The 24834-nt window shown below is 54.0% G+C and carries 23 protein-coding genes; 7 read left to right on the forward strand and 16 right to left on the reverse strand.

Annotated features, from left to right (window positions below):
- From atpG to ravA, 14 genes are all read right to left on the reverse strand, one after another.
- The gene (gene atpG, locus CRO19_RS08890; RefSeq protein ID WP_097095509.1) at window positions 1-867 is read right to left on the reverse strand and encodes a F0F1 ATP synthase subunit gamma; all 867 of its coding nucleotides are present in this window, start codon (window positions 865-867) and stop codon (window positions 1-3) included.
- A gap of 52 nt (window positions 868-919) precedes the next feature.
- Window positions 920-2461 (reverse strand): F0F1 ATP synthase subunit alpha, encoded by a 1542-nt coding sequence (gene atpA, locus CRO19_RS08895; RefSeq protein ID WP_097095510.1) that lies wholly within the window; start codon window positions 2459-2461, stop codon window positions 920-922.
- Between the two features lie 14 nt (window positions 2462-2475).
- Window positions 2476-3009: a F0F1 ATP synthase subunit delta gene (gene atpH / locus CRO19_RS08900; protein ID WP_097095511.1), complete on the reverse strand. Its 534-nt coding sequence runs from the start codon at window positions 3007-3009 to the stop codon at window positions 2476-2478.
- Window positions 3010-3023: 14 nt separating this feature from the next.
- Complete coding sequence (gene atpF / locus CRO19_RS08905; RefSeq protein WP_097095512.1) at window positions 3024-3494, reverse strand: F0F1 ATP synthase subunit B; 471 nt, start codon at window positions 3492-3494, stop codon at window positions 3024-3026.
- 107 nt (window positions 3495-3601) lie between these two features.
- The gene (atpE, locus tag CRO19_RS08910; RefSeq protein ID WP_003849523.1) at window positions 3602-3841 is read right to left on the reverse strand and encodes a F0F1 ATP synthase subunit C; all 240 of its coding nucleotides are present in this window, start codon (window positions 3839-3841) and stop codon (window positions 3602-3604) included.
- Window positions 3842-3890: 49 nt separating this feature from the next.
- Window positions 3891-4709 (reverse strand): F0F1 ATP synthase subunit A, encoded by an 819-nt coding sequence (gene atpB, locus CRO19_RS08915; protein ID WP_097095513.1) that lies wholly within the window; start codon window positions 4707-4709, stop codon window positions 3891-3893.
- 8 nt (window positions 4710-4717) lie between these two features.
- Window positions 4718-5098 carry a F0F1 ATP synthase subunit I gene (gene atpI, locus CRO19_RS08920; protein ID WP_097095514.1) on the reverse strand — a complete coding sequence of 127 codons (381 nt, stop codon included), beginning with the start codon at window positions 5096-5098 and terminating at the stop codon, window positions 4718-4720.
- Window positions 5099-5811: 713 nt separating this feature from the next.
- Window positions 5812-6429: a 16S rRNA (guanine(527)-N(7))-methyltransferase RsmG gene (rsmG, locus tag CRO19_RS08925; RefSeq protein ID WP_097095515.1), complete on the reverse strand. Its 618-nt coding sequence runs from the start codon at window positions 6427-6429 to the stop codon at window positions 5812-5814.
- A gap of 47 nt (window positions 6430-6476) precedes the next feature.
- Window positions 6477-8366, reverse strand: coding sequence for a tRNA uridine-5-carboxymethylaminomethyl(34) synthesis enzyme MnmG (mnmG, locus tag CRO19_RS08930; RefSeq protein ID WP_097095516.1), 1890 nt, complete (start codon window positions 8364-8366; stop codon window positions 6477-6479).
- A 440-nt stretch (window positions 8367-8806) separates the two neighbouring features.
- On the reverse strand, window positions 8807-9247 hold the full coding sequence (gene mioC / locus CRO19_RS08940; RefSeq protein ID WP_097095517.1) for an FMN-binding protein MioC: 441 nt from the start codon (window positions 9245-9247) through the stop codon (window positions 8807-8809).
- Window positions 9248-9401: 154 nt separating this feature from the next.
- Complete coding sequence (gene asnC / locus CRO19_RS08945) at window positions 9402-9863, reverse strand: transcriptional regulator AsnC (protein ID WP_097095518.1); 462 nt, start codon at window positions 9861-9863, stop codon at window positions 9402-9404.
- Between the two features lie 107 nt (window positions 9864-9970).
- Window positions 9971-12097 (reverse strand): 5-histidylcysteine sulfoxide synthase, encoded by a 2127-nt coding sequence (gene ovoA, locus CRO19_RS08950; protein ID WP_097095519.1) that lies wholly within the window; start codon window positions 12095-12097, stop codon window positions 9971-9973.
- 66 nt (window positions 12098-12163) lie between these two features.
- A complete protein-coding gene (gene viaA / locus CRO19_RS08955; RefSeq protein ID WP_097095520.1) occupies window positions 12164-13624 on the reverse strand; it encodes an ATPase RavA stimulator ViaA in 1461 nt (486 codons plus the stop codon).
- Entirely contained in the window at window positions 13621-15117 is a 1497-nt protein-coding gene (gene ravA, locus CRO19_RS08960) for an ATPase RavA (protein ID WP_097097620.1), read from the reverse strand. The genes viaA and ravA overlap by 4 nt, the downstream gene beginning before the upstream one ends.
- Before the next feature lie 297 nt (window positions 15118-15414).
- Here ravA and kup point away from each other — a divergent pair, with 297 nt between their 5' ends.
- Window positions 15415-17283 (forward strand): low affinity potassium transporter Kup, encoded by a 1869-nt coding sequence (kup, locus tag CRO19_RS08965; RefSeq protein WP_097095521.1) that lies wholly within the window; start codon window positions 15415-15417, stop codon window positions 17281-17283.
- A gap of 11 nt (window positions 17284-17294) precedes the next feature.
- Here kup and qseC read toward each other — a convergent pair whose 3' ends face one another.
- Window positions 17295-18626, reverse strand: coding sequence for a quorum sensing histidine kinase QseC (qseC, locus tag CRO19_RS08970; RefSeq protein WP_097095522.1), 1332 nt, complete (start codon window positions 18624-18626; stop codon window positions 17295-17297).
- Window positions 18623-19285, reverse strand: coding sequence for a quorum sensing response regulator transcription factor QseB (qseB, locus tag CRO19_RS08975; RefSeq protein WP_097095523.1), 663 nt, complete (start codon window positions 19283-19285; stop codon window positions 18623-18625). The genes qseC and qseB overlap by 4 nt, the downstream gene beginning before the upstream one ends.
- Before the next feature lie 180 nt (window positions 19286-19465).
- On the opposite strand from qseB, the gene CRO19_RS08980 reads away from it, so the two are divergent.
- The 6 genes from CRO19_RS08980 (at window position 19466) to rbsK (ending at window position 24833) form a co-directional block, all read left to right on the forward strand.
- Window positions 19466-19861: a YgiW/YdeI family stress tolerance OB fold protein gene (locus tag CRO19_RS08980; protein WP_097095524.1), complete on the forward strand. Its 396-nt coding sequence runs from the start codon at window positions 19466-19468 to the stop codon at window positions 19859-19861.
- A gap of 172 nt (window positions 19862-20033) precedes the next feature.
- Complete coding sequence (rbsD, locus tag CRO19_RS08985) at window positions 20034-20453, forward strand: D-ribose pyranase (RefSeq protein ID WP_097095525.1); 420 nt, start codon at window positions 20034-20036, stop codon at window positions 20451-20453.
- Between the two features lie 7 nt (window positions 20454-20460).
- Window positions 20461-21969, forward strand: coding sequence for a ribose ABC transporter ATP-binding protein RbsA (gene rbsA / locus CRO19_RS08990; RefSeq protein ID WP_097095526.1), 1509 nt, complete (start codon window positions 20461-20463; stop codon window positions 21967-21969).
- A complete protein-coding gene (rbsC, locus tag CRO19_RS08995; RefSeq protein ID WP_097095527.1) occupies window positions 21966-22937 on the forward strand; it encodes a ribose ABC transporter permease in 972 nt (323 codons plus the stop codon). The genes rbsA and rbsC overlap by 4 nt, the downstream gene beginning before the upstream one ends.
- A gap of 26 nt (window positions 22938-22963) precedes the next feature.
- The gene (rbsB, locus tag CRO19_RS09000; protein WP_097095528.1) at window positions 22964-23839 is read left to right on the forward strand and encodes a ribose ABC transporter substrate-binding protein RbsB; all 876 of its coding nucleotides are present in this window, start codon (window positions 22964-22966) and stop codon (window positions 23837-23839) included.
- 64 nt (window positions 23840-23903) lie between these two features.
- The gene (rbsK, locus tag CRO19_RS09005) at window positions 23904-24833 is read left to right on the forward strand and encodes a ribokinase (RefSeq protein ID WP_097095529.1); all 930 of its coding nucleotides are present in this window, start codon (window positions 23904-23906) and stop codon (window positions 24831-24833) included.
- Window position 24834: the final 1 nt, after the last annotated feature.

Here is a 24834-nt window from a genome sequence, read left to right on the forward strand (position 1 = left end):
TTAAACCGCGGAGGCTCCCGAGACGATCTCGGTAAGTTCCTGGGTGATGCTGGCCTGACGAGCTTTGTTGTAAACCAACTGCAGCTCTTTGATCAGGTTTCCGCCGTTATCGGTTGCAGCTTTCATCGCCACCATACGTGCGGCCTGCTCACTGGCCAGGTTTTCCACCACACCCTGATAAACCTGCGATTCGACATAACGGCGCAGCAGGGTATCCAGCAGCGCTTTCGGATCGGGTTCGTACAGGTAATCCCAGGTCTTCGCCTTCATCTCTTCTTCACCTTCCGCTGGCGGTAACGGCAGCAGTTGGGTAATGGTCGGAGTCTGAGACATGGTGTTATTAAACTTGTTGCCAACGATATACAGCTTGTCGATGCGACCTTCATCATAGGCCTGCAACATCACTTTTACCGGACCAATCAAATCAGACAGTGCAGGCTTATCGCCCATACCGGTGACCTGAGCCACGATGTTGCCACCTACAGAGCCGAAGAATGAATTGCCTTTAGAACCGATAATCGCCAGATCGCTCTGCACGCCTTTATCAGACCAGCTCTTCATATCTGCCAGCAATTTTTTGAACAGGTTAATGTTCAAACCACCACAAAGCCCGCGGTCAGTCGAAACGACCAGGTAGCCGACGCGCTTAACGTCGCGCTCATCCAGGTAAGGGTGCTTGTATTCCAGATTACCCAGTGCAAGGTGACCAATCACTTTGCGCATGGTATCTGCATACGGACGGCTGGCCGCCATGCGTTCCTGCGTTTTACGCATTTTGGAGGCGGCGACCATTTCCATCGCTTTGGTGATCTTCTGCGTATTTTTTACGCTGCCGATCTTACTACGTATTTCTTTTGCGCCGGCCATTAGCTTCTCCTCAAAGCCTTGCGGCCTGCCTTTTCAGACAAGCCGCCAGACATTACCAGGACTGGGTTGCTTTAAACGTTTCGAGGACGCCTTTCAGCTTCTCTTCGATTTCGTTATTGAAGTTACCCGCTTGGTTGATTTCAGCCATCAGCTCAGCGTGATCGCGATCCGCGAACGCCAGCAGAGCGGCTTCGAAGCTGCCGATTTTCGCCAGTTCAACGTCGTTCAGATAGCCGCGCTCAGCAGCAAACAGCACCAGACCCTGTTGCGCGACTGACATCGGCGCATACTGTTTCTGTTTCAGCAGCTCGGTCACTTTCTGACCGTGGCTCAGCTGTTTACGCGTTGCATCGTCCAGATCGGAAGCGAACTGAGAGAACGCCGCCAGTTCACGATACTGTGCCAATGCGGTACGGATACCACCGGACAGCTTCTTGATGATCTTGGTCTGTGCAGCACCACCAACACGGGATACCGAGATACCCGGGTTAACGGCTGGACGAATACCGGAGTTGAACAGGTTCGATTCCAGGAAGATCTGACCATCGGTAATCGAGATTACGTTGGTCGGAACGAACGCGGAAACGTCACCCGCCTGAGTTTCGATGATTGGCAGTGCGGTCAATGAACCGGTCTGGCCTTTCACTTCACCGTTGGTGAAGCGCTCAACGTAGTCAGCGCTAACGCGTGATGCACGCTCCAGCAGACGAGAGTGGAGATAGAACACGTCGCCAGGGAAGGCTTCACGACCTGGTGGACGGCGCAGCAGCAGAGAAATCTGACGGTAAGCAACAGCCTGCTTAGACAGGTCATCGTACACGATCAGTGCATCTTCACCGCGGTCACGGAAGTACTCACCCATCGCACAACCGGCGTACGGTGACAGGTACTGCAGCGCTGCAGATTCAGAAGCAGAAGCGACAACGACGATGGTGTTAGCCAGCGCGCCGTGCTCTTCCAGTTTGCGAACCACGTTAGAAATGGTTGACGCTTTCTGGCCAATCGCAACGTAGACACACTTGATGCCTGAATCGCGCTGGTTGATGATGGCGTCGATTGCCATTGCGGTTTTACCGGTCTGACGGTCACCGATGATCAGCTCACGCTGGCCACGGCCGATTGGAATCATCGCATCGACAGATTTGTAACCGGTCTGAACAGGCTGGTCTACTGACTGACGGTCGATAACGCCTGGTGCAATCACTTCAACCGGCGAGAAGCCGTCGTTGTCGATTGCGCCTTTACCGTCGATCGGTGCACCCAAGGTGTTCACCACACGGCCCAGCAGGCCACGGCCAACAGGAACTTCTAAAATACGACCCGTACATTTCACTTTCATGCCTTCCGCGAGGTCAGCATACGGGCCCATCACTACTGCACCAACCGAGTCACGCTCGAGGTTCAGTGCGATAGCGTAACGGTTGCCCGGCAGGGCAATCATCTCACCCTGCATCACATCGGCCAGGCCGTGTACGCGGATGATACCGTCACTTACAGAAACAATAGTACCTTCGTTGTGAGCTTCACTCACGACATTGAACTGAGCAATGCGCTGCTTGATCAGTTCGCTGATTTCGGTGGAATTCAGTTGCATATGCTCCAGTCCCCTTAAGACTGCAAGACGTCTGCCAGACGATCAAGACGGCCGCGTACGCTGCCATCAATGACCAGGTCACCCGCACGGATAACCACACCTGCCATTACAGACTTATCAATTTTGCAATTCAGCTTAACTTTACGTGACAGACGTTTTTCCATCGCGGCGCTGATTTTAGTCAGCTGACTGTCACTCAGCGTACTGGCAGAAATCACATCAACTTCGGCTGTCGCTTCATAAGCGTCACGCAGTTGAATGTACTGTTCCAGTACCGCTGGAAGCGCTGTCAAACGTCCGTTTTCGGCCATTACCTTAATCAGGTTCTGGGCGTTTTCATCAAGTTGATCGCCACAAACTGCAATGAAAGAAGCAGATAACGCTTCCGGTGCAAGCGCACCGGAAAGAAGATCTGCGATCTGTTCGTTGCGAGCCACTTCTGCGGCAAACGCCAGCATTGATTGCCAGCGATCGATGCTTTGATGCTCAACAGCAAAGTCAAAAGCTGCTTTGGCGTAGGGGCGAGCTACAGTAATAAGATCAGACATCAGCCCCTCCCTCCTTACAGTTCAGCGACCAGTTTATCAACGATGTCGCTGTTAGCAGCTTCATCCACGGAACGTTCGATGATTTTCTCGGCGCCAGCTAATGCCAGCAACGCGACTTGCTTACGCAGCTCTTCACGGACACGTGAACGCTCGGCTTCAATTTCTGCCTGCGCCTGTGCCACGATGCGGTTACGTTCAGTCTCAGCTTCAGTTTTCGCTTCGTCCAGAATCTGGGCACGGCGTTTGTTCGCCTGCTCGATAATGACCTGAGCGTCTTCTTTGGCTTTTTTCAGCTGGTCGGTCGCATTGGCCTGCGCGAGATCTAAATCTTTCTTCGCGCGCTCAGCAGAAGCAAGGCCTTCAGCAATTTCTTTCTGGCGCTTTTCGATGGCAGCCATAATCGGCGGCCATACGTACTTCATGCAAAACGCGACAAACAGAATGAACGCGATGGCCTGGCCGAGGATTGTTGCATTAATGTTCACAGCACAATGCCTCTTATTAAGTTAACTTGCTCTGCCGCTATCAGCGATAAACGGCAGAATCCGTCCCTCATCACACCAGGTGCCATGAGTGAACAAGGCTACCAGGTTTAAGCGACAGCAAACATCACGTAGAGACCCAGACCTACAGCGATCATCGGGATAGCATCCACCAGACCCATTACAACAAAGAACTGCGTACGCAGCAGAGGGATCAGATCCGGTTGACGCGCGGCGCCTTCCAGGAATTTACCTCCGAGGATGCCGATACCGATCGCAGCACCGATTGCCGCCAGGCCCATCATCACAGCGGCAGCCATGTACAGCAGATCCATATTCAGGTTTTCCATGACAGTCTCCAGTTTGTTTCAGTTAAAAGCTTAAGTGTTGAGATAAAAATCAATGTTCTTCAGATGCCATCGACAGATAGACGATCGTGAGGACCATGAAAATGAAAGCCTGCAGCGAAATGATCAGGATGTGGAAAATGGCCCATGGCACATTCAACAACCACTGCGACCACCACGGCAGCAGGCCGGCAATCAGGATAAAGATCAGCTCACCCGCATACATGTTACCGAACAGTCGCAGACCCAGTGATACTGGCTTGGACAGCAGGCTAACACCTTCAAGAATCAGGTTAATGGGGATGAAGATCGGGTGATTAAAAGGCTGCAGCGTCAACTCTTTGGTGAAGCCGCCAATGCCTTTCATTTTGATGCTGTAGAACAGAATCAAAATAAATACGCCCAGCGCCATAGACAGCGTGATGTTCACGTCTGCAGATGGCACGACGCGCAGCGCCGGCAAACCTAAATAGTGCTCGCCGATAAACGGCAGCAAATCGATAGGCAGCAGATCCATGAAGTTCATCAGGAAGACCCAAACGAAAATCGTCAGAGCCAGCGGGGCGATAAGTTTGCTTTTACCGTGGTACATGTCACGCACGTTGTTATCAACGAAGCCGACAACCAGTTCGATAGCCGCTTGTAATTTCCCTGGAACACCGCTGGTAGCGCTTTTAGCTACTTTGCGGAACAACACCAGGAAAATCAGTCCCAGCACCACAGAGAAAAACATGGAATCGATATTTATTACCCAGAACGTCGCGGGAGCGTCGTGCGGATTCACCAACTCGAAAGTACGCAGGTCCAACTGAAGGTTATTCAGGTGGTGACCTATGTATTCTTGCGGAGTAGAGATTTCTCCAGCAGCCATGATGCCTCTTACCCTTTGTTGTTAATTACAGCCGGCGCGACGATCTGCACCACCAGCACCGATAACCACGTGATTGCGAGCGGCCAGAAGACCGCACCAAACACACCCAACGCCACCGCGAGAAAAATGACCGTTGTGAACACCTTCAACACTTCACCGAGGGCGAAGCTCCAGGCAACACGGCCTTTCGCAGGCGTTTGATCCTGCAGGCGCCAGGCTAAAAACATAAACAACACGTTCGGCAGCCAGGCTGCCGCTCCACCGGCGATGGCAGAGGCGCCCCAGGAGACCTCTTTCAGGGTAAAGAGCGCACCGATGATGACAAAGGTCACCAGCTGAATGATCAGCACGGCCCGGGCTAATTTCACACTGTAAAGAGACACTGACATGACGCTGAACTCTCCTGCCCCGAACGGGGTATGTCGCGTGTCGTATAAGACTGCCTTTACTCATTTGAGTCAAGCAGCAAAAGCCGTGCAAATTATACGGGCGCCACCTGCGATTTCAATCGGTAAGTAGCGAAAAGGTGAACAATTATTTAAATTTCTTTCTGGAGCGCTATTTTTGAAAACATCGCCTGGCGAGCAGGGTTCGATAAAAATCTGAAATTGCCCTTCCGACTTGCTTTTAAAGCGTGCTTTAGATCACATAATAAACAAGGAATGGCGATGTGAATTTGTTTAAGTTATGAAAATTAACATTTCACAACCCAATAAATTAATTATTTATCAATAGATTATAATTATCCGGAAACTACATATCATTGATTATCGATAAAAACACTCTATTGACATCATGTCCTGCAATAAAAACGTAAAACTGATATTACGCACGCCGATTTATTGCAGAGTTATATTTTCCACAGTGATTATTTGAGTGCGTAAATACACGCCATAACGTGATCTAAGTGATAATGAAATGTGAATTAATCGTTAAATGTAACAGGACTTTTCGGATAATTTCCGGGATGAATGTTAACTTGCTTACCATGCCCCACCGAATAAATGCTTTTATCCCAAAGTGTTCAATCGCTGCTTTTTCATTCAATTTCATCACGAAAGCAAACGGCATGGATTGACCTAAATCCATACCGTTGAAAAGGCTATTTTCGGCTAATCACGACTAAATGCCGTTCACCGTCCAGTTCCGGCACCTGCAGCGGTTGAATTTTCTCCACAATAAAACCAGCAGGCAAGGCTGATATCTCATCATCCGGACGTACCCCCTTCAAGGCATAAAAACGTCCTTCACGACCCGGCAAATGATGGCACCAGTTCAGCATATCTTCCAGTGAGGCGAAAGCACGGCTTATAACGCCATCGAACGGCGGCTCGGATGGGAACTCCTCCACGCGGCTTTGCACGGGCGTAACGTTAGTAAGTCCTAACTCATGCTGTACCTGGCGCAGGAAACGCACGCGTTTGCCAAGGCTATCAAGCAGTGTGAAATGCGACTGCGGACGTACAATGGCCAGCGGAATACCCGGTAAGCCAGGCCCGGTGCCAACGTCAATAAAGCGATCGCCCTGCAGATGCGGCTCAACCACCACGCTATCGAGGATATGCCGTACTAGCATCTGCTGCGGATCGCGCACCGATGTCAGGTTATAGGCCTTGTTCCATTTATGCAGCAGCTCAACATAGCCAACCAACTGCTGTTTTTGTTGATCGGTAAGGGAAATGTTTGCCGCTTTCAGCAGCGAGGAGAGTTTGTTAATCACGACGAGAATTCCATTAACGGGGGCGAGGTACCTCGCCCCGAAGTCTATCAGGCGCTTTTACGCAGCAGGCCCTGTTTTTTCAGGTAGATCAGCAGAATCGAGATCGCCGCAGGCGTAATGCCCGAAATACGAGAAGCCTGGCCGATGGAGGTGGGTTTGTGATCGTTAAGCTTGGCAATCACTTCATTCGACAGACCATTAACCTGCCGATAATCGAGATCCACAGGCAACAAGGTATTTTCATTGCGCTGCTGGCGATCAATCTCTTCCTGCTGGCGTGCAATGTAGCCTTCGTACTTCACCTGAATTTCAACCTGCTCGGCGGCTTGCTCATCAGCGAGCGCCGGGCCATAGCTTGCCAGCGAGGTAAGCAGCGGATAGGTCATTTCTGGACGGCGCAGTAAATCTTCACCGCTGGCTTCTTTGGTAAGCGGTGCACTGATCACCGTGTTTACCTCCGCCACGTGATCTGATTTTGGGTGCACCCACAGATCGCGCAAGCGTTGACGCTCTTGCTCAATCGCTTCCAGTTTTTGGTTGTAACGTGCCCAGCGAGCATCATCAACCAAACCGAGTTCACGGCCTGTCTCTGTCAAACGCAGATCGGCGTTATCTTCACGCAGCATCAAACGATATTCGGCGCGCGAGGTGAACATGCGGTACGGCTCTTTGGTACCCAATGTGCAGAGGTCATCGACCAAAACACCGAGATAAGCCTGATCGCGCCGTGGCGCCCAGCCCTCTTTGTCTGCAGAAGAACGCGCCGCATTGAGGCCGGCTAGCAGACCTTGCGCCGCCGCTTCTTCGTAGCCTGTGGTGCCGTTGATCTGACCGGCAAAGAACAAGCCGTGGATAAATTTACTTTCCAGCGTTGGTTTTAGATCGCGAGGATCGAAGAAATCATACTCAATGGCATAACCCGGACGCACGATCTTCGCGTTTTCAAGGCCCTTCATGGAGCGGACGATCTGCATTTGAACGTCAAATGGCAGGCTGGTGGAGATGCCATTTGGGTAAATTTCATTGCTGGTGAGACCTTCCGGCTCGAGGAAGATCTGGTGCGCGTTACGATCGGCAAAGCGCATCACTTTATCTTCGATCGACGGGCAGTAACGTGGACCAATGCCTTCGATGATCCCGGCATACATCGGGCTACGATCAAGGTTATTGCGGATCACGTCATGGGTCTGTTCGTTGGTGGAGGTAATCCAGCACGGCACCTGCTGTGGATGCTGTGAGACTTTGCCCATGAACGAGAACACCGGCATCGGGTTATCACCGTGCTGCGGAGCCAGTACTGAAAAATCAATCGAGCGCGCATCAATGCGCGGTGGCGTACCGGTTTTCAGACGGTTCACGCGCAGCGGCAGTGCACGCAGACGTTTCGCCAATGGAATTGATGGCGGATCGCCCGCTCGTCCACCGCTGTAGTTATCCAGGCCAATGTGGATTTTGCCATCAAGGAACGTCCCGACGGTCAGTACCACGGTTTTGGCGCGGAATTTCAAACCCATCTGTGTCACAGCACCGACGACGCGATCGTTTTCCACAATCAGATCGTCAACTGCCTGCTGAAAGATCATCAAATTTGGCTGGTTCTCCAGCGCAGTGCGTACCGCCTGGCGATACAGTACGCGATCAGCCTGAGCGCGCGTAGCGCGTACTGCTGGGCCTTTACTGGCGTTTAGTATCCTAAACTGGATGCCAGCCTGGTCAATTGCCGTGGCCATCAAACCGCCTAAGGCATCCACTTCCTTCACCAGATGTCCTTTCCCGATGCCACCGATCGCCGGGTTACAGGACATTTGTCCAAGCGTATCAATGTTATGGGTGAGTAACAGGGTTTGCTGACCCATTCGGGCGGCGGCCATCGCGGCCTCGGTGCCCGCATGACCACCACCGATTACGATGACGTCAAAAGGATCTGGATAAAACATGAAGTGGGTCCTCGTTAGTGTTCGGACAGGGATCGTTGCCCTGGGCGGTGGATTCTACTGAAATTATCTCGGCGGCGAAAGTCGCGGGATCCTGAGGTTTAAAAGAAAGGATCTTTATTCTTTTATATGATCTCTCTGTTAGATCTACTATTAGGATCGCACCAGGCTGTTGATAACCCGGAAAAGCCACGATTTAACAGCGTATTAGAGAGGATTGTTTGCTGTGAATGATCGGTGATCCTGATCCGTATAAGCTGGGATCAAAACAGCTACTTATACACAGCCTAAAAAAGAAACAGTGGTTGTTATTGGGATAACTACCGGTTATACGCATGAATCAGGCTATGTTATCCACAGCTGATCGCGTGTTTAAAGCAAAAAAACAGCGCAATAAACTGTGGATCGTTCTATTTACCCGATCCCCGGCCGGCAAAGATCGTTTAAATCTGGGTTTTCCATGTGGACACCCACACTTCAGCCGCGTCTTCCGGGATCTCATGCTCAAGCACGTCGATCTCAAGGCGATCGCCGATGCGTTTGGCACCCAATTGGTTCAACTGCTCTTCCAGCAGCTTGATCGCGCCACAGAAAAGATCGTATTCGTGGTTGCCGATGCCGACTGCACCATAACGTAAGCCGGAAAGATCCGGTTGCGTCTCCTGCAATGCTTCATATAAAGGAAGCAAGTTGTCGGGGAGTTCACCGGCACCGTGCGTGGAGGTCACAATCAGCCAGATGCCTTCCTGCTGCAGCTCATCGAGCTCAGGCCCATGCAGCACCTCGGTTGAGAAGCCCGCTTCCTGCAGTTTTTCTTCCAGATGTTCAGCAACATATTCGGCGCTGCCAAGGGTACTTCCACTGATTAACGTAATATCGGCCATGATGCTCTCCCGCACTAAAGGCGAGCATTGTACGCTGTGATCAAGCCGTGATCCACCTGTGGAAAACAGGGTTAATAGTAGAAAGCATCAGGCGGCAAGTCACGCTGTACGCGCGATCTGCCGGGGATAAGTTTGTGCACAGTTTAGATGGGGATCACGGCTTAATGGTGCGCATGATGGGGTTTTGCAGTGAGATCAGGGTTTCGGTGGACTGAATTTCGTCGATAGTCTGGATCTTGTTGATCAACACCTGCTGCAGCGCGTCGATTGATCGACACATCACTTTGATAAAAATGCTGTAATGGCCGGTGGTGTACCAGGCCTCAACGACTTCATCTAAGGCTTCCAGCTTACTAAGCGCCGCCGGATAATCACGTGCGCTCTTCAGGATAATGCCGATAAAGCAGCACACATCGAAGCCAAGCTGGCGCGGATCAATCTCCACGCGGGTGCCTAAAATAATCCCCGCCTGACGCATTTTTTCCACGCGAACATGAATGGTGCCCGGGCTCACGTTGAATTGTTTAGCGAGTTCGGCATAAGCGGTACGCGCATTTTGCAGCAGCGCATTCAAAATGCCGCGATCCAGGTTATCCAGCTGAAGGTTTTCCGCCATTGTCCATCCTCGTTGAGTTCTTCTTCTATGAATAGAGGAGAATGTGCAGCAAATTAGCGGTGCAGGCAAGGTGCAGACAACAGCCATGCCGTTGTCTGCACGCTTTATTAGCGCTTGCGCCAGAAGGTCACTTGCGCCTGTGTATGCTGGAATTTGCGCGCCGTCTCGCGGATAACAAAGGGGATATCCTGCGGCGGTGCGATTTCATCAAACGCGTCACGTAATACGCGTTGCAACGCCTGGTAAGTGGTGAGTGCTTCGCCATTCTCGCGCACACCACCCAGCCAGTTTTCTTTCGGGGTGAATTCCTCCAGCCAGGTATAAGGTGACGACAGCACCAGCAAGCCGCCGGAACGGATCATCGGCGTAACATCCTGCAGGAAGCGTTTGGGCTGACGCAGACGATCAATCAGGTTGGAAGCGAGTACCAGATCGTAACGATCCGGCTGTGGCTTCAGGTTACAGGCATCGCCCTGCACAAACTGGATACGCTGCGCTTGCTGAGCCTCAAGACCAAACTCTTTCAGCCGTACCTGCCGATACTCCACCAGCTCGCCTTCTTCTGGCACCACGTAGCGGAAATCTTCTCCCGATGTCAGCTGTAGCGCGACATCAATAAAGCGCGCCGAGTAATCCATCCCAGTTACTGCATCAAAATGGCGCGCCAGCTCGAAACTGGCGCGTCCGGTGGCACAACCGATATCCAGCGCCTGGCCACGCTCCTGGCAATGCGGCAGCAATTTTTCCACCAGCGCAGCCGCGTAGTTGGGCACGCCGTAGTAACTCGGACCGTACTGGAAATCGAGGTATTGCGACACCATGCTATCCGTTTCATAAGGATTGAGCGCCATCGTTTCTTCATGTGATGAAACCACATAGCGGAAACCGGCGTGCTGGAAGAAGTGACGGCGGAAAGCGTAGCGTGCGGATTTCAGCGCTTCGTTGCCGGTAGAAATCCAGCTGCCGCCTTTAATTAGCGCATGTTTGCCATCAAAGGTCGGCGTGGAGAAATCATCGTAGAGCGGGTGGACTTTAAAACCTTCGAAGCCGTTGGTCGGCGTGGTGGTCCACTGCCATACGTTGCCGACAATGTCGTAGAACTCGCCCTGAGCAAAGCGATCGACCGGGCTGGACGAAGCCCAATACGCCAGATTGATATTGCCTGGCGCGTCAATCCAATCCGGCTGGTCGCCGCTTACCTGTTCACGTAGCTGCGCCCATTCCGCTTCACAGGGGAGTTGCACGGATTTACCGGTCTCTTCAGCCAGCCAGCGACAGAACGCAGCGGCTTCCAGCTGATTCACCTCCGCTGGCCAGTCCCAGGGCATCGCGACTTCCTCAGCCAGCAAGCGCAGCTTTAGCTGATCGGGTTGCTTTTCGTCCCCGATCCAAAACGTCGGCATTTGCGCGCCGGAGAATTCGCGCCAGCCCCAGCCTTCATCATCCCACCAGCGGCGATCGTTATAGCCATCCGCCGCGATAAAGCGGTAAAACTCGGCATTGCTCACCAGCATTTTACTGGCCTTAAACGGCTTCAGTTCTGTCTGCTGGCTGCCATATTCATTATCCCAGCCGTAAGTGTCGTCTGTTTTGCCCTGCTGCACGCGACCCCCGGGCATGGCGACCAGCGTATTGGCTGGCACAGATTGACGATCGTGACGCGCCTGCGGGCAAACCGGCCAGTGTGGTTGCGCTTTTACCCACTCGATGGGCAACTGGCGCATCAGCACGCTGGAGGTTTCCAGATGAATACGTTCGTGCTCGATCCCCATCAAAACCACCCACGCCGGGCTTTCCCAATCGATGGGCAGCGCCAACGGCATGGTGCGAATGAACTCGCTCACCAGACTTTTTACTTTGCCGCGATAGTCGCGGACTTCAGCGATAGTTGGCCAGTCGTAATGGTTGTCGTTGAGATCGTCCCAGCTCATCTCATCCACGCCGATCGCCATCATCGCCTCAATACGATCGTCGACGCGTTGATCGAGATAGCGTCCGGCCATCAGCTTGTTAATGTAGAAGGTCGCAGTGTGGCCAAAGTAGAAGATCAGCGGATGACGCAGCGAAATGGCTTTATTAAACCAGGCGCGTTCGTCGGCCAGACAATCAAACAGGCTTTCATACAGTTCCCAGGTTTGGGTGAAGTACGTTAGCAGTTCGGCTCTTTTTTGTTCGGTATTTTGGCCGGAGAGTCGCAGCGTGTGGGTCGGTGCGGGAAGTTGGGCGGTGGTCACAAGGTGCTCCATTTGCTTGGTGTGCGAACTTATCACTATAGCAAATTAGCATTTCCGCCAGATGACTTAGCGCTGCCAGCGGCGCAGCAGGCGACTTTTCAGGCCGGTATCAAAGCGCCAGATGTGATCGAAAATGCGCAGAATGCCGGGTTTGCCATGCAGCGACATCGCGACCGCGTGGAAGCGCTGTTGATAGTGGCGCTGACGCTGCTTAATGGTGCTAACGACATCGTCGGGCAAACGCTGGGCAATAAAATCCGACACGATCACCGCATCCGCTTCCTGCCACGCGTTGCCTTCCATGCGTTTTACTACGGCGGCAAGGCAGGCGGCGAGATCGGTGCCGCCGCGAAAGCGCTGGCTGAGAAAACGAATGGCCTGCTCAATGCCGTTGTCGGCGGTGAGCTCATAGCCGATCACTTCATGTGCAAACAACATGATGTAGCAGCGGCGCTTATCCGCCAGCGCCACTTTCAGCAGCGCCAGGCAAAAAGCTTTGGCGCAGCGTTCGTTGAAACCGCCCATCGAACCGGAGGTATCCACGCAGACGATAAACGGTCCGCGCGGCTGCTCTTCGTGTTGCTGGTGGCTAACCGGTCTCATGGTGACTTTTTCGTGCCACGCATCGCCCTGTAAACGGTAGGTCAGCAAGCGTTTCTCGACCAAACGTCGATAAAATTCCAGCTCTAACTCGCTAATGCTCAGCGCCGCCAGCTCTGGCGGTAGCAGGCGCAGCACATCATCGCTCTGATGAATGCCGCTGACCTCTTCCGGCACATTATCCGGTTCACGCACCAGTTGGTGAAACGCCTCCAGCGGCGCATCCTGCGATGGCACCGATTTGGCCTCGCGGCTGCGTCCCAGCTGTTGCGCCAGCTTCATCAGTTCCGGCTGCTGAGCAAGGAAATCGCCATACTGCACAATCAGCTCGTAATCGCCGTGCTGCAGCGGCGCTTTGCTCAAATCCCACAGGCGACCAGCCGCGGCCTCATCGTCATCGGTAAGAATCGGTGCCAGCTGACCGCTGATCGCCATGCGCTGCTGCAGCTCCGCCATCAGGCGTTCGCGCTGCTCTTCCAGAATGGTTTCATTTAGCGTCAGCGTTTGCAGTGTCAGGCTGAGGCGCCAGCGTTGCAGAAACAGCGTGTGCTGCGCGTTACTGAGCTGTGTGTTTTCGGCATTAAGAAGCAGTTTGCTGGCTTCTTCAATAAACGGCGACGGCAGACTTTTCAGCTGCGTCATGATGTGGGGTAACTGCTGGGTGAAATTTTGCGTGCTGAGCAGCTGCATCTGCTGAAACAGCTGAAATTCCTGCGCCAGCGTTTCCGGCACCGGCGTGGCTTTGATCTGCTCGGCAATCTCCGATCGCCAGCGCGGCAGATCGCGCATTAATGCCTGCTTCATGCGGGGAAATTTTTCAAAAAAAAGCGCCAGCTGCGGCGAGGCGAGTAACGCGATGATCAGCTCTTCTATCAGCTCGGTTTCACCAATTGATAGCAGCGTACTCAGCGTCTCTAGCGAGATCATTTTCTCGCCTGTTTCAGCTGTTCCGCTACATCCTGCAGGCTGGTTTCAATGCGAGCCAGCCAGTCATCGCTAATGAATAAACAGCGCTGCTGCTGGCTAAATAGCGTACGTTGCGTGCGCAGCTGCGTTTCCAGCGCCTCATATTCATCGGCGATCTCCTGCGGCATCTCGCTGCTGTTGCTGGCGCCCGGCAGCGTGAGTCGCGTGGATTGCAGGCTAACATCGCGCAGCGTCAGGCAGTGATGCGTATCCACCAGCATATCGAGCGTCTGACCAAAGCCAATGCCATTTAACTTGCCACGGATTTCGCCGCCTTTCAGCAGCCACTGATTCAGGGCTTCACGCCCCAGCAGAATGTGCGTTACCTGCATATCGTGCAGCATTAGCGGCTGTTGCAGCATCAGTGTCAGCTGTTCGTCCGCAATCGCGGCGGGTAATTCATAATGCGGTTTGCGGCTGAACATGCCGCTGTGTTTCTCCAGCGTCAGCGCTTGCGCCACACTTTGCTGCTGTTGCAGCGCCAGGCGACGGCCTTTGATCTGCTGCAGTTTGTGTAGCAGCGCCTGTTGCTGCCACGCATGTTGCGACATCAGCGTATCAATTTCGCGATCCAGCAGCTTCATCGAGGCCACGTCATGCCATAGACAATCTTTCAGCAGAATTAAATCGATGGGGGCGATGGTTACGCGACCACTATAGAATGCGCTGGCCTGCAACAAATGAATGGCTTTTTTCCAGCGGCGATCGGAGATGTAGGGCGCATCCGGCAGCGTTTCTAGTTGCTGACGTAGCTGATAAATCAGTTCGAACACGTGATCCGGCAGGCTGACCTGGCTGATGCCTTTCTGCCACTGCTCATACTCTTCATCGCTGATGCGCAGTGACTCCGCCACAGGATTGTCGTTTTCGTCCTGCTGATGGGTGAGCATGCTGCGGAAATTCTGTTTCTCATGCACATTATCCAGCCACAGACGAATCAACATGCGGTCATACAGTGCTTCCAGTCCGCTATCCGCTTCAGGCAATTCGTTGGAGGCGGTAACCAGCAGGCGCATTGGGATTTTTTCTTCGCTATCGCCGTTACGGAAGCGGCGTTCGTTGATGGCGGTTAGCAGGGTATTCAGAATCGCCGGGCCGGCTTTCCAGATTTCATCAAGGAAGACAATCTCAGCATCGGGCAGATAGCCTTTGGTCAGTCGCTGATAGCGGCCCTCATCTTTGAGTGCTTGAATCGACAGCGGGCCAAACACCTCTTCAGGGGTAGAAAAACGGGTCATCAGATATTCAAAAGCGCGGGCGTGCTGGAAGGCATATTTCAGGCGGCGGGCGATAAGGCTCTTGGCGATGCCCGGCGGCCCAAGCAAAAACACGCTTTCCCCGCTGAGCGCGGCCAGCAGACAGAGACGGATCGCGTGATGGCGTTCATACAGCCCTTTTTCCAGCGCGTTGCTCAGGCGAGAAATTCTTTCTGCCAAAAGATGGGGTTGAGCCATAATCACATCATTATCCTTTTGATCCTGGTGCCGTCATAGTTTGGCGAGCGCAATACTCTACTGATTATCATGCGCGAATGCGTTGATAGCCGTCAGCTTTTTTGTTTCAGAAGGTTGATGCGAGAGAACTCGCCGCTTCCAACGGTTTTTTAGCCGGATTTTCGGCGAAAAACCGCGTCACCGACGCGATGGTGACACTTTGTAAGAGTAGGTTTTTTTGGGAATATGTGCATACTGTGCGCTTTTTGATGGCTTGAGCGGTAGGCAAGTGCCTCCGGCTCCAACAAAAGACAACTTATGAGCTCGGATAAGAAACAGTCCCTTGGTGCAGTCACGCTGGCGGCCATTGGCGTGGTGTATGGCGATATCGGTACCAGCCCGCTCTATACATTGCGTGAATGTCTCTCTGGCCAGTTTGGTTTTGGCGTTGAACGTGAAGCGGTTTTTGGCTTTCTTTCGCTGATCTTCTGGCTGCTGATTCTGGTGGTATCACTCAAGTACATCAGCTACGTGATGCGTGCAGATAACGCCGGAGAAGGCGGAATTTTGACGCTGATGTCGCTGGCCGGACGCAATACTGGCGCCAGAGCAACGGCGATTCTGGTGATCATGGGACTGATTGGCGGCAGCTTCTTCTACGGCGAAGTGGTGATTACGCCAGCCGTTTCGGTACTTTCTGCGATTGAGGGGCTGGAAATTGCGGCCCCAAGTCTGGATGCCTACATCGTGCCCCTGGCGATCGCCGTTTTGACCCTGCTGTTTGTTATCCAGAAGCACGGCACCGGCATTGTCGGTAAGCTGTTCGCACCGGTGATGCTGCTGTGGTTCCTGGTTCTGGCGGTATTGGGCGCGCGCAGCATCATCAGCAACCCGGACGTGCTGCACGCGATGAATCCCTACTGGGCGCTTCACTTCTTTATCGAATACAAAACCGTTTCCTTCTTCGCGCTTGGCGCGGTGGTGCTGGCAATTACCGGCGTGGAAGCGCTGTATGCCGATATGGGCCACTTCGGTAAATTCCCGATTCGTCTTGCCTGGTTCATCGTGGTGCTGCCATCGCTGGTGCTGAACTACTTTGGCCAGGGGGCGCTGCTGCTCAAACATCCGGAAGCGATCAAAAACCCGTTCTTCCTGCTCGCGCCGGACTGGATGCTGATCCCGATGTTGATTCTGGCGACCTTAGCCACGGTGATCGCCTCGCAGGCGGTGATTTCCGGCGTGTTCTCGTTAACCCGTCAGGCGGTGCGTCTCGGCTACCTGCCGCCAATGCGCATTGTGCACACCTCTGAGGAAGAGTTCGGGCAGATTTATATTCCGGTGATCAACTGGCTGCTCTACTTCTCGGTGGTAATTGTGATTGTCGGCTTCGAGCACTCCAGCAATTTGGCCGCGGCGTACGGCATTGCGGTAACGGGCACCATGGTGCTGACCGCGATTCTTTGCTCTACCGTGGCGATTCAAAACTGGCACTGGAACCGCTATCTGGTAGTGCTGATTCTGATTGCCATGTTATGCATCGATGTGTCGCTGTTCTCCGCCAACTTGATCAAAGTGTTCTCCGGCGGCTGGCTGCCGCTGACGCTGGCGCTGATGATGTTCATCATTATGACCACCTGGAAAAGCGAGCGTTTCCGCCTGCTGCGTCGTATGCATGAGCACGGTAACTCTCTGGAAGCGATGATTGCTTCACTGGAGAAATCGCCGCCGGTGCGCGTGCCAGGTACTGCGGTATACATGTCGCGTGCGCTCAATGTGATTCCATTTGCCATGCTACATAATCTCAAACACAACAAAGTGCTGCATGAGCGCGTGGTGCTGCTGACGCTGCGCACTGAAGATGCACCTTACGTGCACAACGTACGTCGAGTGACGATTGAGCAGCTGTCGCCCACTTTCTGGCGCGTAGTGGCCAGCTACGGCTGGCGTGAAACGCCGAACGTGGAGGAGATTTTCCACCGCTGCGGCCTTGAAGGGCTGAATTGCCGCATGATGGAAACCTCGTTCTTCATGTCGCATGAATCGCTGATAATCGGCGATCGTCCGTGGTATCTGCGCCTGCGTGGCAAGCTGTTCCTCGCGCTGCAACGTAATGCGCTGCGCGCGCCAGATCAGTTTGAAATCCCACCGAACCGCGTGATTGAACTGGGAACCCAGGTCGAGATTTAACGCTCTGCGCGTCACCAGCTTAAGGTGACGCGCAATCCTCCGCTGACGCGCTGGCTGAACTGCAATCGAATGCCGTGCAGCTGGGCAATATTCTTCACAATGGAAAGCCCCAATCCACTGCCGGTTTGTGTCTGTCCCGGCGGTCGCCAGAAGCGTTCACCCAGCCTCGCCAGTTGTTCTTCGCTGACGCCAGGTCCGTTATCGTCAACGGTAATGGCGCGCGCATTAAGCTGCACATTGATGATGCTGCCCGAAGGTGAGTAGCGCAGCGCGTTATCCAGCAGATTACGCACCATTAAATTCAGCAACAGCGGATGACCGTTCATCACCGGTTCGGCGTGGTGAGTAAATACTAAATCGGTATGCTGCTGTTCCGCCTGCGGGAAATGCTCCGCCAGCAGATTTTGCAGCAGCGGCGCCAAAGCGACCGGTTGAAATTCGCTGCGCAGATCGTCAGCCTCGACGCGTGAAAGCGTCAGTAGCTGATCCACCAAGCGCGTGGCGCGCACGATGCCGCTATCCAGCTGCTGAATGGCGCGTTTGCGCATCGTTTCATCATCATCGGCCAGCTGAATCACTTCGCTCTGTACGCGCAGCGCCGCCAGCGGGCTACGCAGCTCATGGGCGGCATCGGAGGTAAAGCGGCGTTCACGTTGTACCAGCTGTGCCATGCGGTTAAACAAACCATTCAGCGCTACCACCAGCGGTTTCACCTCATTGGGCAGGCGCGCGTCCGGCAGCGGTTTAGCATCATCCGGCGCACGCTGATGCAGCGATGCGGTAAGGCGTTTCAATGGACGCAGCTCAAACCACACCAGCGCCAGCAAAAACAGCAGCATAAAAGGCATGGCGATCAGCCAGGGTAACAAGCTGCTGAGTGCCAAATCGCGCGTCATATCATCGCGATATTCCCACTCCTGACCCACCACCACGCGATAGCGTTTATCGGCAGAGGTAAGCCACACTAAGCGCCAGCTGTCTTTATCGTCGCGCAGGTGGCCATCGACAAAACCATCGCGCTGATGATCAAACTGCAAATCGCGACCGTTTTCGCCATCGTTCAACAGCGGCTTGCCCTCGGCGCTGTAAATGGCAAATGCCAGTGCATCATCATCCTGATCGCCCCGATGATGACGCAGGATAGATTTGGTTTTTGGCAGCGTAACGTCTTGCCGCGAGGTGGGATCGAGCGCGATCAGGCGCTTTGCGAACAGCATTTGCTGCGTATCAAACAGCTCGTTCACCGTATCGCGGGTTTGCTGCCAGGCGCTGAGGCCGGCAAGTCCGCCGCACAAGAGGATCAGCACGACAAAGCCGATGGCGAGGCGCAGGAACAGACTCATTCCACCGCTCCCAGCGTATAGCCCACGCCATGCACGGTACGAATAAACTGGCTGCCGAGTTTTTTACGCAGATGATGAATATGGACTTCCACCGCATTGCTGGAGACATCTTCATCCCAGCTATACAGTTTTTCTTCCAGCTGGCTGCGCGTTAGCACGCGGCCAGGATTACGCAGAAAGAGCTCCAACAGCGCCAGTTCCCGACTCTTCAGGCTGACGGCTTCGCCATCGCACATTACGCTGTGGCTGCCGGGTGCCAGGGTAACCTTGCCGTGTTTAAGCTCTGGCTGCAGCTGTCCATGACGACGACGGATCAGCGCCTGCAAACGTGCGGCTACTTCTGTTAGCGCAAACGGCTTGCACAGGTAATCGTCGGCGCCGAGCTGCAATCCTTGCACGCGCTGATCGAGCGCATCGCGCGCCGTGAGAATCAGCACCGGCACATCGTGTCCTTGCTGGCGCCATTGACGCAGGATGTCTAAACCATCGCGTTCCGGCAGCGACAGATCCAGCACTACCGCATCCCAGGGCGCGGCGGTTAGGGCCTGAAATCCGCTTTCCCCCGAGACAAACCAGTCGACGCTGAAGCCGAGTTTGGTGAGGCCAACCTTCAAACCGTCGCCAATCAGGGCGTCATCTTCTATCAATAAAATGCGCATAACTTCTCCTTCTGTTAAGCGGAGTTATACGAAGCACATTCTTTCTTGTACAGCGAAAATCGCGGCAAATAGGCTATTTTTCAGGAATGTACGCGCAAAGCGTTCTCTTAAGATCCTGTTAAGAACCTTATGGTGAAATAGCGCATGTAAACCAACACATTCATGGAAACGAGGTGAGAAATGAAAAAATCTGCTGCTTTATTCGCGATTGTCGCGCTGGCTGCTACGCCGGTTCTTGCTGCGCAGCAAGGGGGTTTTGTGGATCCCACTGCACCAACGGCACAGGTCAAGTCTGGTGGTTTCAAAGCCGATAACACTAGCATCGTCACGGTAAAACAGGCCGAAGAGATGAAAGACGATAGCTGGATTACCGTACGCGGTACGCTGGAGAAGCAAATTGGTGATGAGGATTATCAGTTCCGCGATGCTACTGGCACCATGAAGGTCGAAATCGATCATAAACGCTGGAACGGTTTGACCATCACACCGAAGGATCAGGTGGAGCTGACCGGTGAACTGGATAAGGATTTCAACGCGATCGAACTGGACGTGAAACAGGTACGTAAACTGCCATAATTTCCTCCCCGGGGCCGTGTAAGCGGCTCCGCCATCCCACCAAACTCAAATTCCCGCTGGCACAAGCGAAACGTTTCGATGGCGATCACATTTCCGTGATGTCGTCATTGAGTTGCCGCGCGCATTTTATACACTCCCGATCAGCGAAACGTTTCGCTGTGGAGTGGAAGAAATGAAAAAAGGTCGCTTGTTAAACGCTGAAGTCTCTCATGTGATTGCCCGCCTGGGGCACACCGATACGCTGACGATTGCAGATGCAGGATTGCCGATTCCGGCCGGTCCACAGCGCATCGATCTGGCATTAACGCCGGGTACGCCCGAATTTTTACAGGTGGTCGACGTTATCACGCAGGAGATGCAGGTCGAAAGCGCCCTGATGGCGGAGGAGATTAAACAGCATAATCCGCCGCTCCACAGCGCACTGCTCGCCGTGCTCGAAGCCTTGCAACGGCACCAGGGGAATGTCATCACCATCCGTTACACCAGCCATGAACAATTCAAACAACAGACACAGCGTAGTCAGGCGGTCATTCGCAGCGGAGAGTGTTCTCCGTATGCGAATGTCATTCTGAGCGCTGGCGTGACCTTCTGAGGCCGTTATGCAACCGTTATTGCAACTCAAAGGGATTGAAAAGTCGTTTCCTGGCGTGAAAGCGCTGAATGGCGCCTCGCTTGCCGTCTATCCTGGCCGCGTGATGGCGCTGGTGGGCGAAAACGGTGCCGGTAAATCTACCATGATGAAAGTGCTGACCGGCATTTACAGCATGGACGCTGGCTCCATGCAGTGGCTGGGTAAGGATGTGGCGTTCTCGGGCCCTAAAGCTTCGCAGGAAGCGGGCATTGGTATTATCCATCAGGAACTGAACCTGATTCCGCAGCTGACCGTCGCCGAAAATATTTTCCTTGGTCGTGAATTTGTTAACCGCTTTGGCCGCATCGAATGGAAAAAGATGTATGCCGCAGCGGATGGACTGTTACAACGCCTTAATCTGCGCTTCAGCAGCCACAAGCTGGTGGGCGATTTGTCGATTGGCGATCAGCAGATGGTTGAGATCGCGAAAGTGCTTAGCTTCGAGTCAAAAGTCATCATTATGGATGAACCGACCGATGCGCTCACCGATACCGAAACGCTGTCGCTGTTCCGCGTGATCAACGAACTAAAAGCGCAGGGCTGCGGCATTGTCTATATCTCGCACCGCATGAAAGAGATCTTCGAGATTTGCGATGACGTCACCGTGTTCCGCGACGGGCAGTTTATTGCCGAGCGCGCGGTCAGCGATCTCCGCGAAGAGAGCCTGATCGAGATGATGGTGGGGCGCAAACTGGAAGATCAATATCCACGCATTGATCAACAACCCGGCGAGATCCGTTTAAAAGTCGAAAACCTGAGCGGGCCGGGCGTTGATAACGTCAGCTTTACGCTGCGCAAAGGAGAAATTCTTGGCGTATCCGGCCTGATGGGCGCGGGCCGCACTGAACTGATGAAAGTGCTGTACGGCGCGCTGCCACGCAGCAAAGGCAAAGTCACGCTGAATGGACGTGAGATCGTGACCCGCTCACCGCAGGATGGCTTAGCGAACGGCATCGTCTATATCTCCGAAGACCGCAAGCGCGATGGCCTGGTGCTCGGCATGTCGGTGAAAGAGAACATGTCGCTGACCGCGCTGCGCTATTTCAGTACCGGCGCGGGCAATCTCCGGCACAGCGATGAGCAGCTGGCGGTGGGCGATTTTATCCGCCTGTTCAACGTTAAAACCCCCTCCATGGAGCAGCCGATTGGGCTGCTGTCCGGTGGTAATCAGCAGAAAGTAGCGATTGCGCGCGGTCTGATGACACGCCCCGATGTGCTGATTCTTGATGAGCCAACACGCGGCGTCGACGTTGGGGCGAAAAAAGAGATCTATCAGTTAATTAACCAGTTTAAAGCCGAAGGGCTGAGCATCATTTTGGTGTCGTCAGAAATGCCGGAAGTGTTGGGCATGAGCGATCGCATCGTGGTGATGCATGAAGGCCATCTGAGTGGCGAATTTTCCCGCGAGCAGGCTACCCAGGAATCCCTGATGGCAGCGGCAGTCGGTAAGCAACACAGCGAGGAGTTAGTTGTATGAGCACCCAAACCCTACCCGCCAGCCGCCGCTGGTTCAGCAAAGCCTGGCTGCTGGAGCAGAAATCCCTGATTGCGTTGATCGTGCTGATCGCCGTGGTCGCCAGCCAGAGCCCAAATTTCTTTACGCTGCCGAATATGTTCAACATTCTGCAGCAGACGTCGGTCAACGCCATCATGGCGGTGGGGATGACGCTGGTGATTCTGACTTCAGGCATTGATTTGTCGGTGGGATCGCTGCTGGCGCTGACGGGCGCGGTAGCGGCATCAATTGTCGGATTAGAAGTGAATGCGCTGGTCGCCGTAGCGGCTTCGCTGGCGCTCGGCGCGGCAATTGGCGCTGTTACCGGTGTAATAGTCGCACGCGGCAAGGTGCAGGCTTTTATCGCCACGCTGGTGATGATGCTGCTGCTGCGCGGCGTCACTATGGTTTATACCAACGGCAGCCCAATCAATACCGGTTTCAACGATAACGCCGATCTGTTCGGCTGGTTCGGTATTGGCCGCCCGCTGGGCATCCCAACGCCGGTTTGGCTGATGGCAGTGGTATTTGCACTCGCGTGGTACATGCTGCATCACACGCGCCTCGGACGTTACATCTACGCGCTGGGCGGTAACGAAGCGGCTACACGCTTATCCGGTATCAGCGTTAACCGCGTCAAAATCATCGTCTATTCGCTGTGCGGCCTGCTGGCGGCATTGGCAGGCACTATCGAAGTGGCACGCCTCTCTTCCGCACAACCCACGGCGGGTACCGGTTATGAACTGGATGCCATTGCCGCGGTGGTGCTGGGCGGCACCAGCCTGGCGGGCGGTAAAGGCCGCATCATGGGCACGCTGATTGGTGCGCTGATCCTCGGCTTCCTGAATAACGGCCTGAATCTGATGGGCGTATCGTCTTACTACCAAATGATTGTTAAAGCCGTCGTCATTCTGCTAGCGGTGCTGGTGGATAACAAAAGCAGTAAATAACTCTGACCTTCACACAGGATTTAAAAATGAAAAAGTTAACTGCATTGGCCGTCATTCTTGGCGCCACCCTCAGTGCTGGCGCAATGGCCAAGGACACCATTGCTCTGGTGGTTTCAACCCTGAATAATCCGTTCTTTGTGTCACTGAAAGATGGCGCACAGAAAGAAGCTGATCAACTGGGTTATAACCTTGTCGTGCTGGATTCGCAGAACAACCCGGCGAAAGAGCTGGCGAACGTGCAGGATCTGACCGTACGCGGCACCAAGCTGCTGCTGATCAACCCAACCGATTCTGATGCGGTAGGCAACGCGGTGAAAATGGCGAACCAGGCGAACATTCCGGTGATCACTCTGGACCGTGTTGCTGCGCAAGGTACCGTGGTGAGCCACGTTGCTTCTGACAACCGTTTCGGCGGCAAAATGGCCGGTGACTTCATCGCTAAAAAGCTGGGCGATGGCGCGAAAATCATTGAACTGCAGGGCATTGCCGGTACGTCTGCGGCGCGCGAGCGTGGCGAAGGCTTTAAACAAGCGGCAGATGCGCACAAATTCAACATCCTGGCGAGCCAGCCTGCTGACTTTGACCGTACTAAAGGTTTGAACGTCATGCAGAACCTGCTGCAGGGCCATCCGGATGTGCAGGCGGTGTTCGCACAGAATGACGAAATGGCGCTGGGCGCGCTGCGTGCGCTGCAAACGGCCGGTAAAACCGACGTGCTGGTGGTGGGCTTCGATGGCACTGCTGACGGCGTGAAAGCGGTAGAATCGGGTAAACTGACCGCTACTGTGGCACAGATGCCAGACAAAATTGGCGTGATTGGCGTGCAGACCGCCGATAAAGTACTGAAAGGCGAGAAGGTGCAGTCGGTGAACCCGGTTGACCTGAAGCTGGTGACTAAATAATAAGTAAAGAAAAGCAGGGCAACGCGCCACCTTCCCGGTGGCGCATCTTTCTGGATGAATCCCAATGAGCAAACGCGCAAAACTGGCCGTTCTCGGCAGCATTAATGCCGATCACATCCTTAACCTCACCCACTTTCCACGTCCGGGCGAAACGGTGATCGGGAAACAGTATCAAATTGCCTTTGGCGGCAAAGGGGCCAATCAGGCGGTGGCCGCTGGCCGTGCCGGTGCTGACATTGCCTTTATTGCCTGCGTCGGTGCCGATGATATTGGCGCACGCATTCGTCAGCAGCTGCAGCAGGATCGCATTGATACTGCGCCGGTCGAAATCGTTGCGGAAGAAGCCACCGGTGTAGCGATGATCTTCGTGAATGGCGAAGGCGAAAATAATATCGGCATTTATTCCGGCGCCAATGCAGCGCTGACGCCGGCTCGCGTTGCACACCATCAGCGGGTAATTGCCGATGCCGATGCGTTACTGATGCAGCTGGAATCACCGCTGGAAAGCGTACTGGCGGCGGCGAAAATTGCCCGTGAGCAGCATACCCAGGTCATTCTCAATCCCGCGCCGGCTACACAGCTTTCTAATGAGCTGCTCGGATTGATTGACATCATCACGCCAAATGAAACCGAAGCAGAAATTCTCACCGGCATCGCGGTAAAGAACGATGAAGACGCAGCGCGTGCCGCGCAGGCATTGCATGCCAAAGGTATTGCTACGGTGTTAATCACGTTAGGCCGTCGCGGCGTGTGGCTGAGTGAACAAGGAAACGGCGTGCGTATTCCGGGCTTCAGCGTGCAGGCCATCGATACCATCGCTGCGGGCGATACTTTTAACGGTGCGTTTATCACCGCGCGTCTGGAAGGTGTGGCGATGCATGATGCCGTGCGTTTCGCCCATGCCGCCGCGGCGATTGCGGTGACGCGTCCGGGCGCGCAGCCCTCAGTGCCGTGGCGCACTGAGATCGACGCCTTCCTGCAACAACAGGGCTAAG

The sequence above is a fragment of the Candidatus Pantoea floridensis genome (assembly GCF_900215435.1).
Taxonomy (GTDB): domain Bacteria; phylum Pseudomonadota; class Gammaproteobacteria; order Enterobacterales; family Enterobacteriaceae; genus Pantoea; species Pantoea floridensis.

Bases quoted from the DNA above. Each gene is read 5' to 3' on its own strand.
- atpG (WP_097095509.1), bottom strand. From the start codon at position 867: ATGGCCGGCGCAAAAGAAATACGTAGTAAGATCGGCAGCGTAAAAAAT.
- rbsA (WP_097095526.1), top strand. From the start codon at position 20,461: ATGCAACCGTTATTGCAACTCAAAGGGATTGAAAAGTCGTTTCCTGGC.
- rbsB (WP_097095528.1), top strand. From the start codon at position 22,964: ATGAAAAAGTTAACTGCATTGGCCGTCATTCTTGGCGCCACCCTCAGT.
- atpH (WP_097095511.1), bottom strand. From the start codon at position 3,009: ATGTCTGATCTTATTACTGTAGCTCGCCCCTACGCCAAAGCAGCTTTT.
- atpE (WP_003849523.1), bottom strand. From the start codon at position 3,841: ATGGAAAACCTGAATATGGATCTGCTGTACATGGCTGCCGCTGTGATG.
- mioC (WP_097095517.1), bottom strand. From the start codon at position 9,247: ATGGCCGATATTACGTTAATCAGTGGAAGTACCCTTGGCAGCGCCGAA.
- qseB (WP_097095523.1), bottom strand. From the start codon at position 19,285: ATGCGCATTTTATTGATAGAAGATGACGCCCTGATTGGCGACGGTTTG.
- rbsD (WP_097095525.1), top strand. From the start codon at position 20,034: ATGAAAAAAGGTCGCTTGTTAAACGCTGAAGTCTCTCATGTGATTGCC.
- rbsC (WP_097095527.1), top strand. From the start codon at position 21,966: ATGAGCACCCAAACCCTACCCGCCAGCCGCCGCTGGTTCAGCAAAGCC.
- rbsK (WP_097095529.1), top strand. From the start codon at position 23,904: ATGAGCAAACGCGCAAAACTGGCCGTTCTCGGCAGCATTAATGCCGAT.
- atpA (WP_097095510.1), bottom strand. From the start codon at position 2,461: ATGCAACTGAATTCCACCGAAATCAGCGAACTGATCAAGCAGCGCATT.
- mnmG (WP_097095516.1), bottom strand. From the start codon at position 8,366: ATGTTTTATCCAGATCCTTTTGACGTCATCGTAATCGGTGGTGGTCAT.
- CRO19_RS08980 (WP_097095524.1), top strand. From the start codon at position 19,466: ATGAAAAAATCTGCTGCTTTATTCGCGATTGTCGCGCTGGCTGCTACG.
- asnC (WP_097095518.1), bottom strand. From the start codon at position 9,863: ATGGCGGAAAACCTTCAGCTGGATAACCTGGATCGCGGCATTTTGAAT.
- atpI (WP_097095514.1), bottom strand. From the start codon at position 5,098: ATGTCAGTGTCTCTTTACAGTGTGAAATTAGCCCGGGCCGTGCTGATC.
- qseC (WP_097095522.1), bottom strand. From the start codon at position 18,626: ATGAGTCTGTTCCTGCGCCTCGCCATCGGCTTTGTCGTGCTGATCCTC.
- atpB (WP_097095513.1), bottom strand. From the start codon at position 4,709: ATGGCTGCTGGAGAAATCTCTACTCCGCAAGAATACATAGGTCACCAC.
- kup (WP_097095521.1), top strand. From the start codon at position 15,415: ATGAGCTCGGATAAGAAACAGTCCCTTGGTGCAGTCACGCTGGCGGCC.
- ravA (WP_097097620.1), bottom strand. From the start codon at position 15,117: ATGGCTCAACCCCATCTTTTGGCAGAAAGAATTTCTCGCCTGAGCAAC.
- viaA (WP_097095520.1), bottom strand. From the start codon at position 13,624: ATGATCTCGCTAGAGACGCTGAGTACGCTGCTATCAATTGGTGAAACC.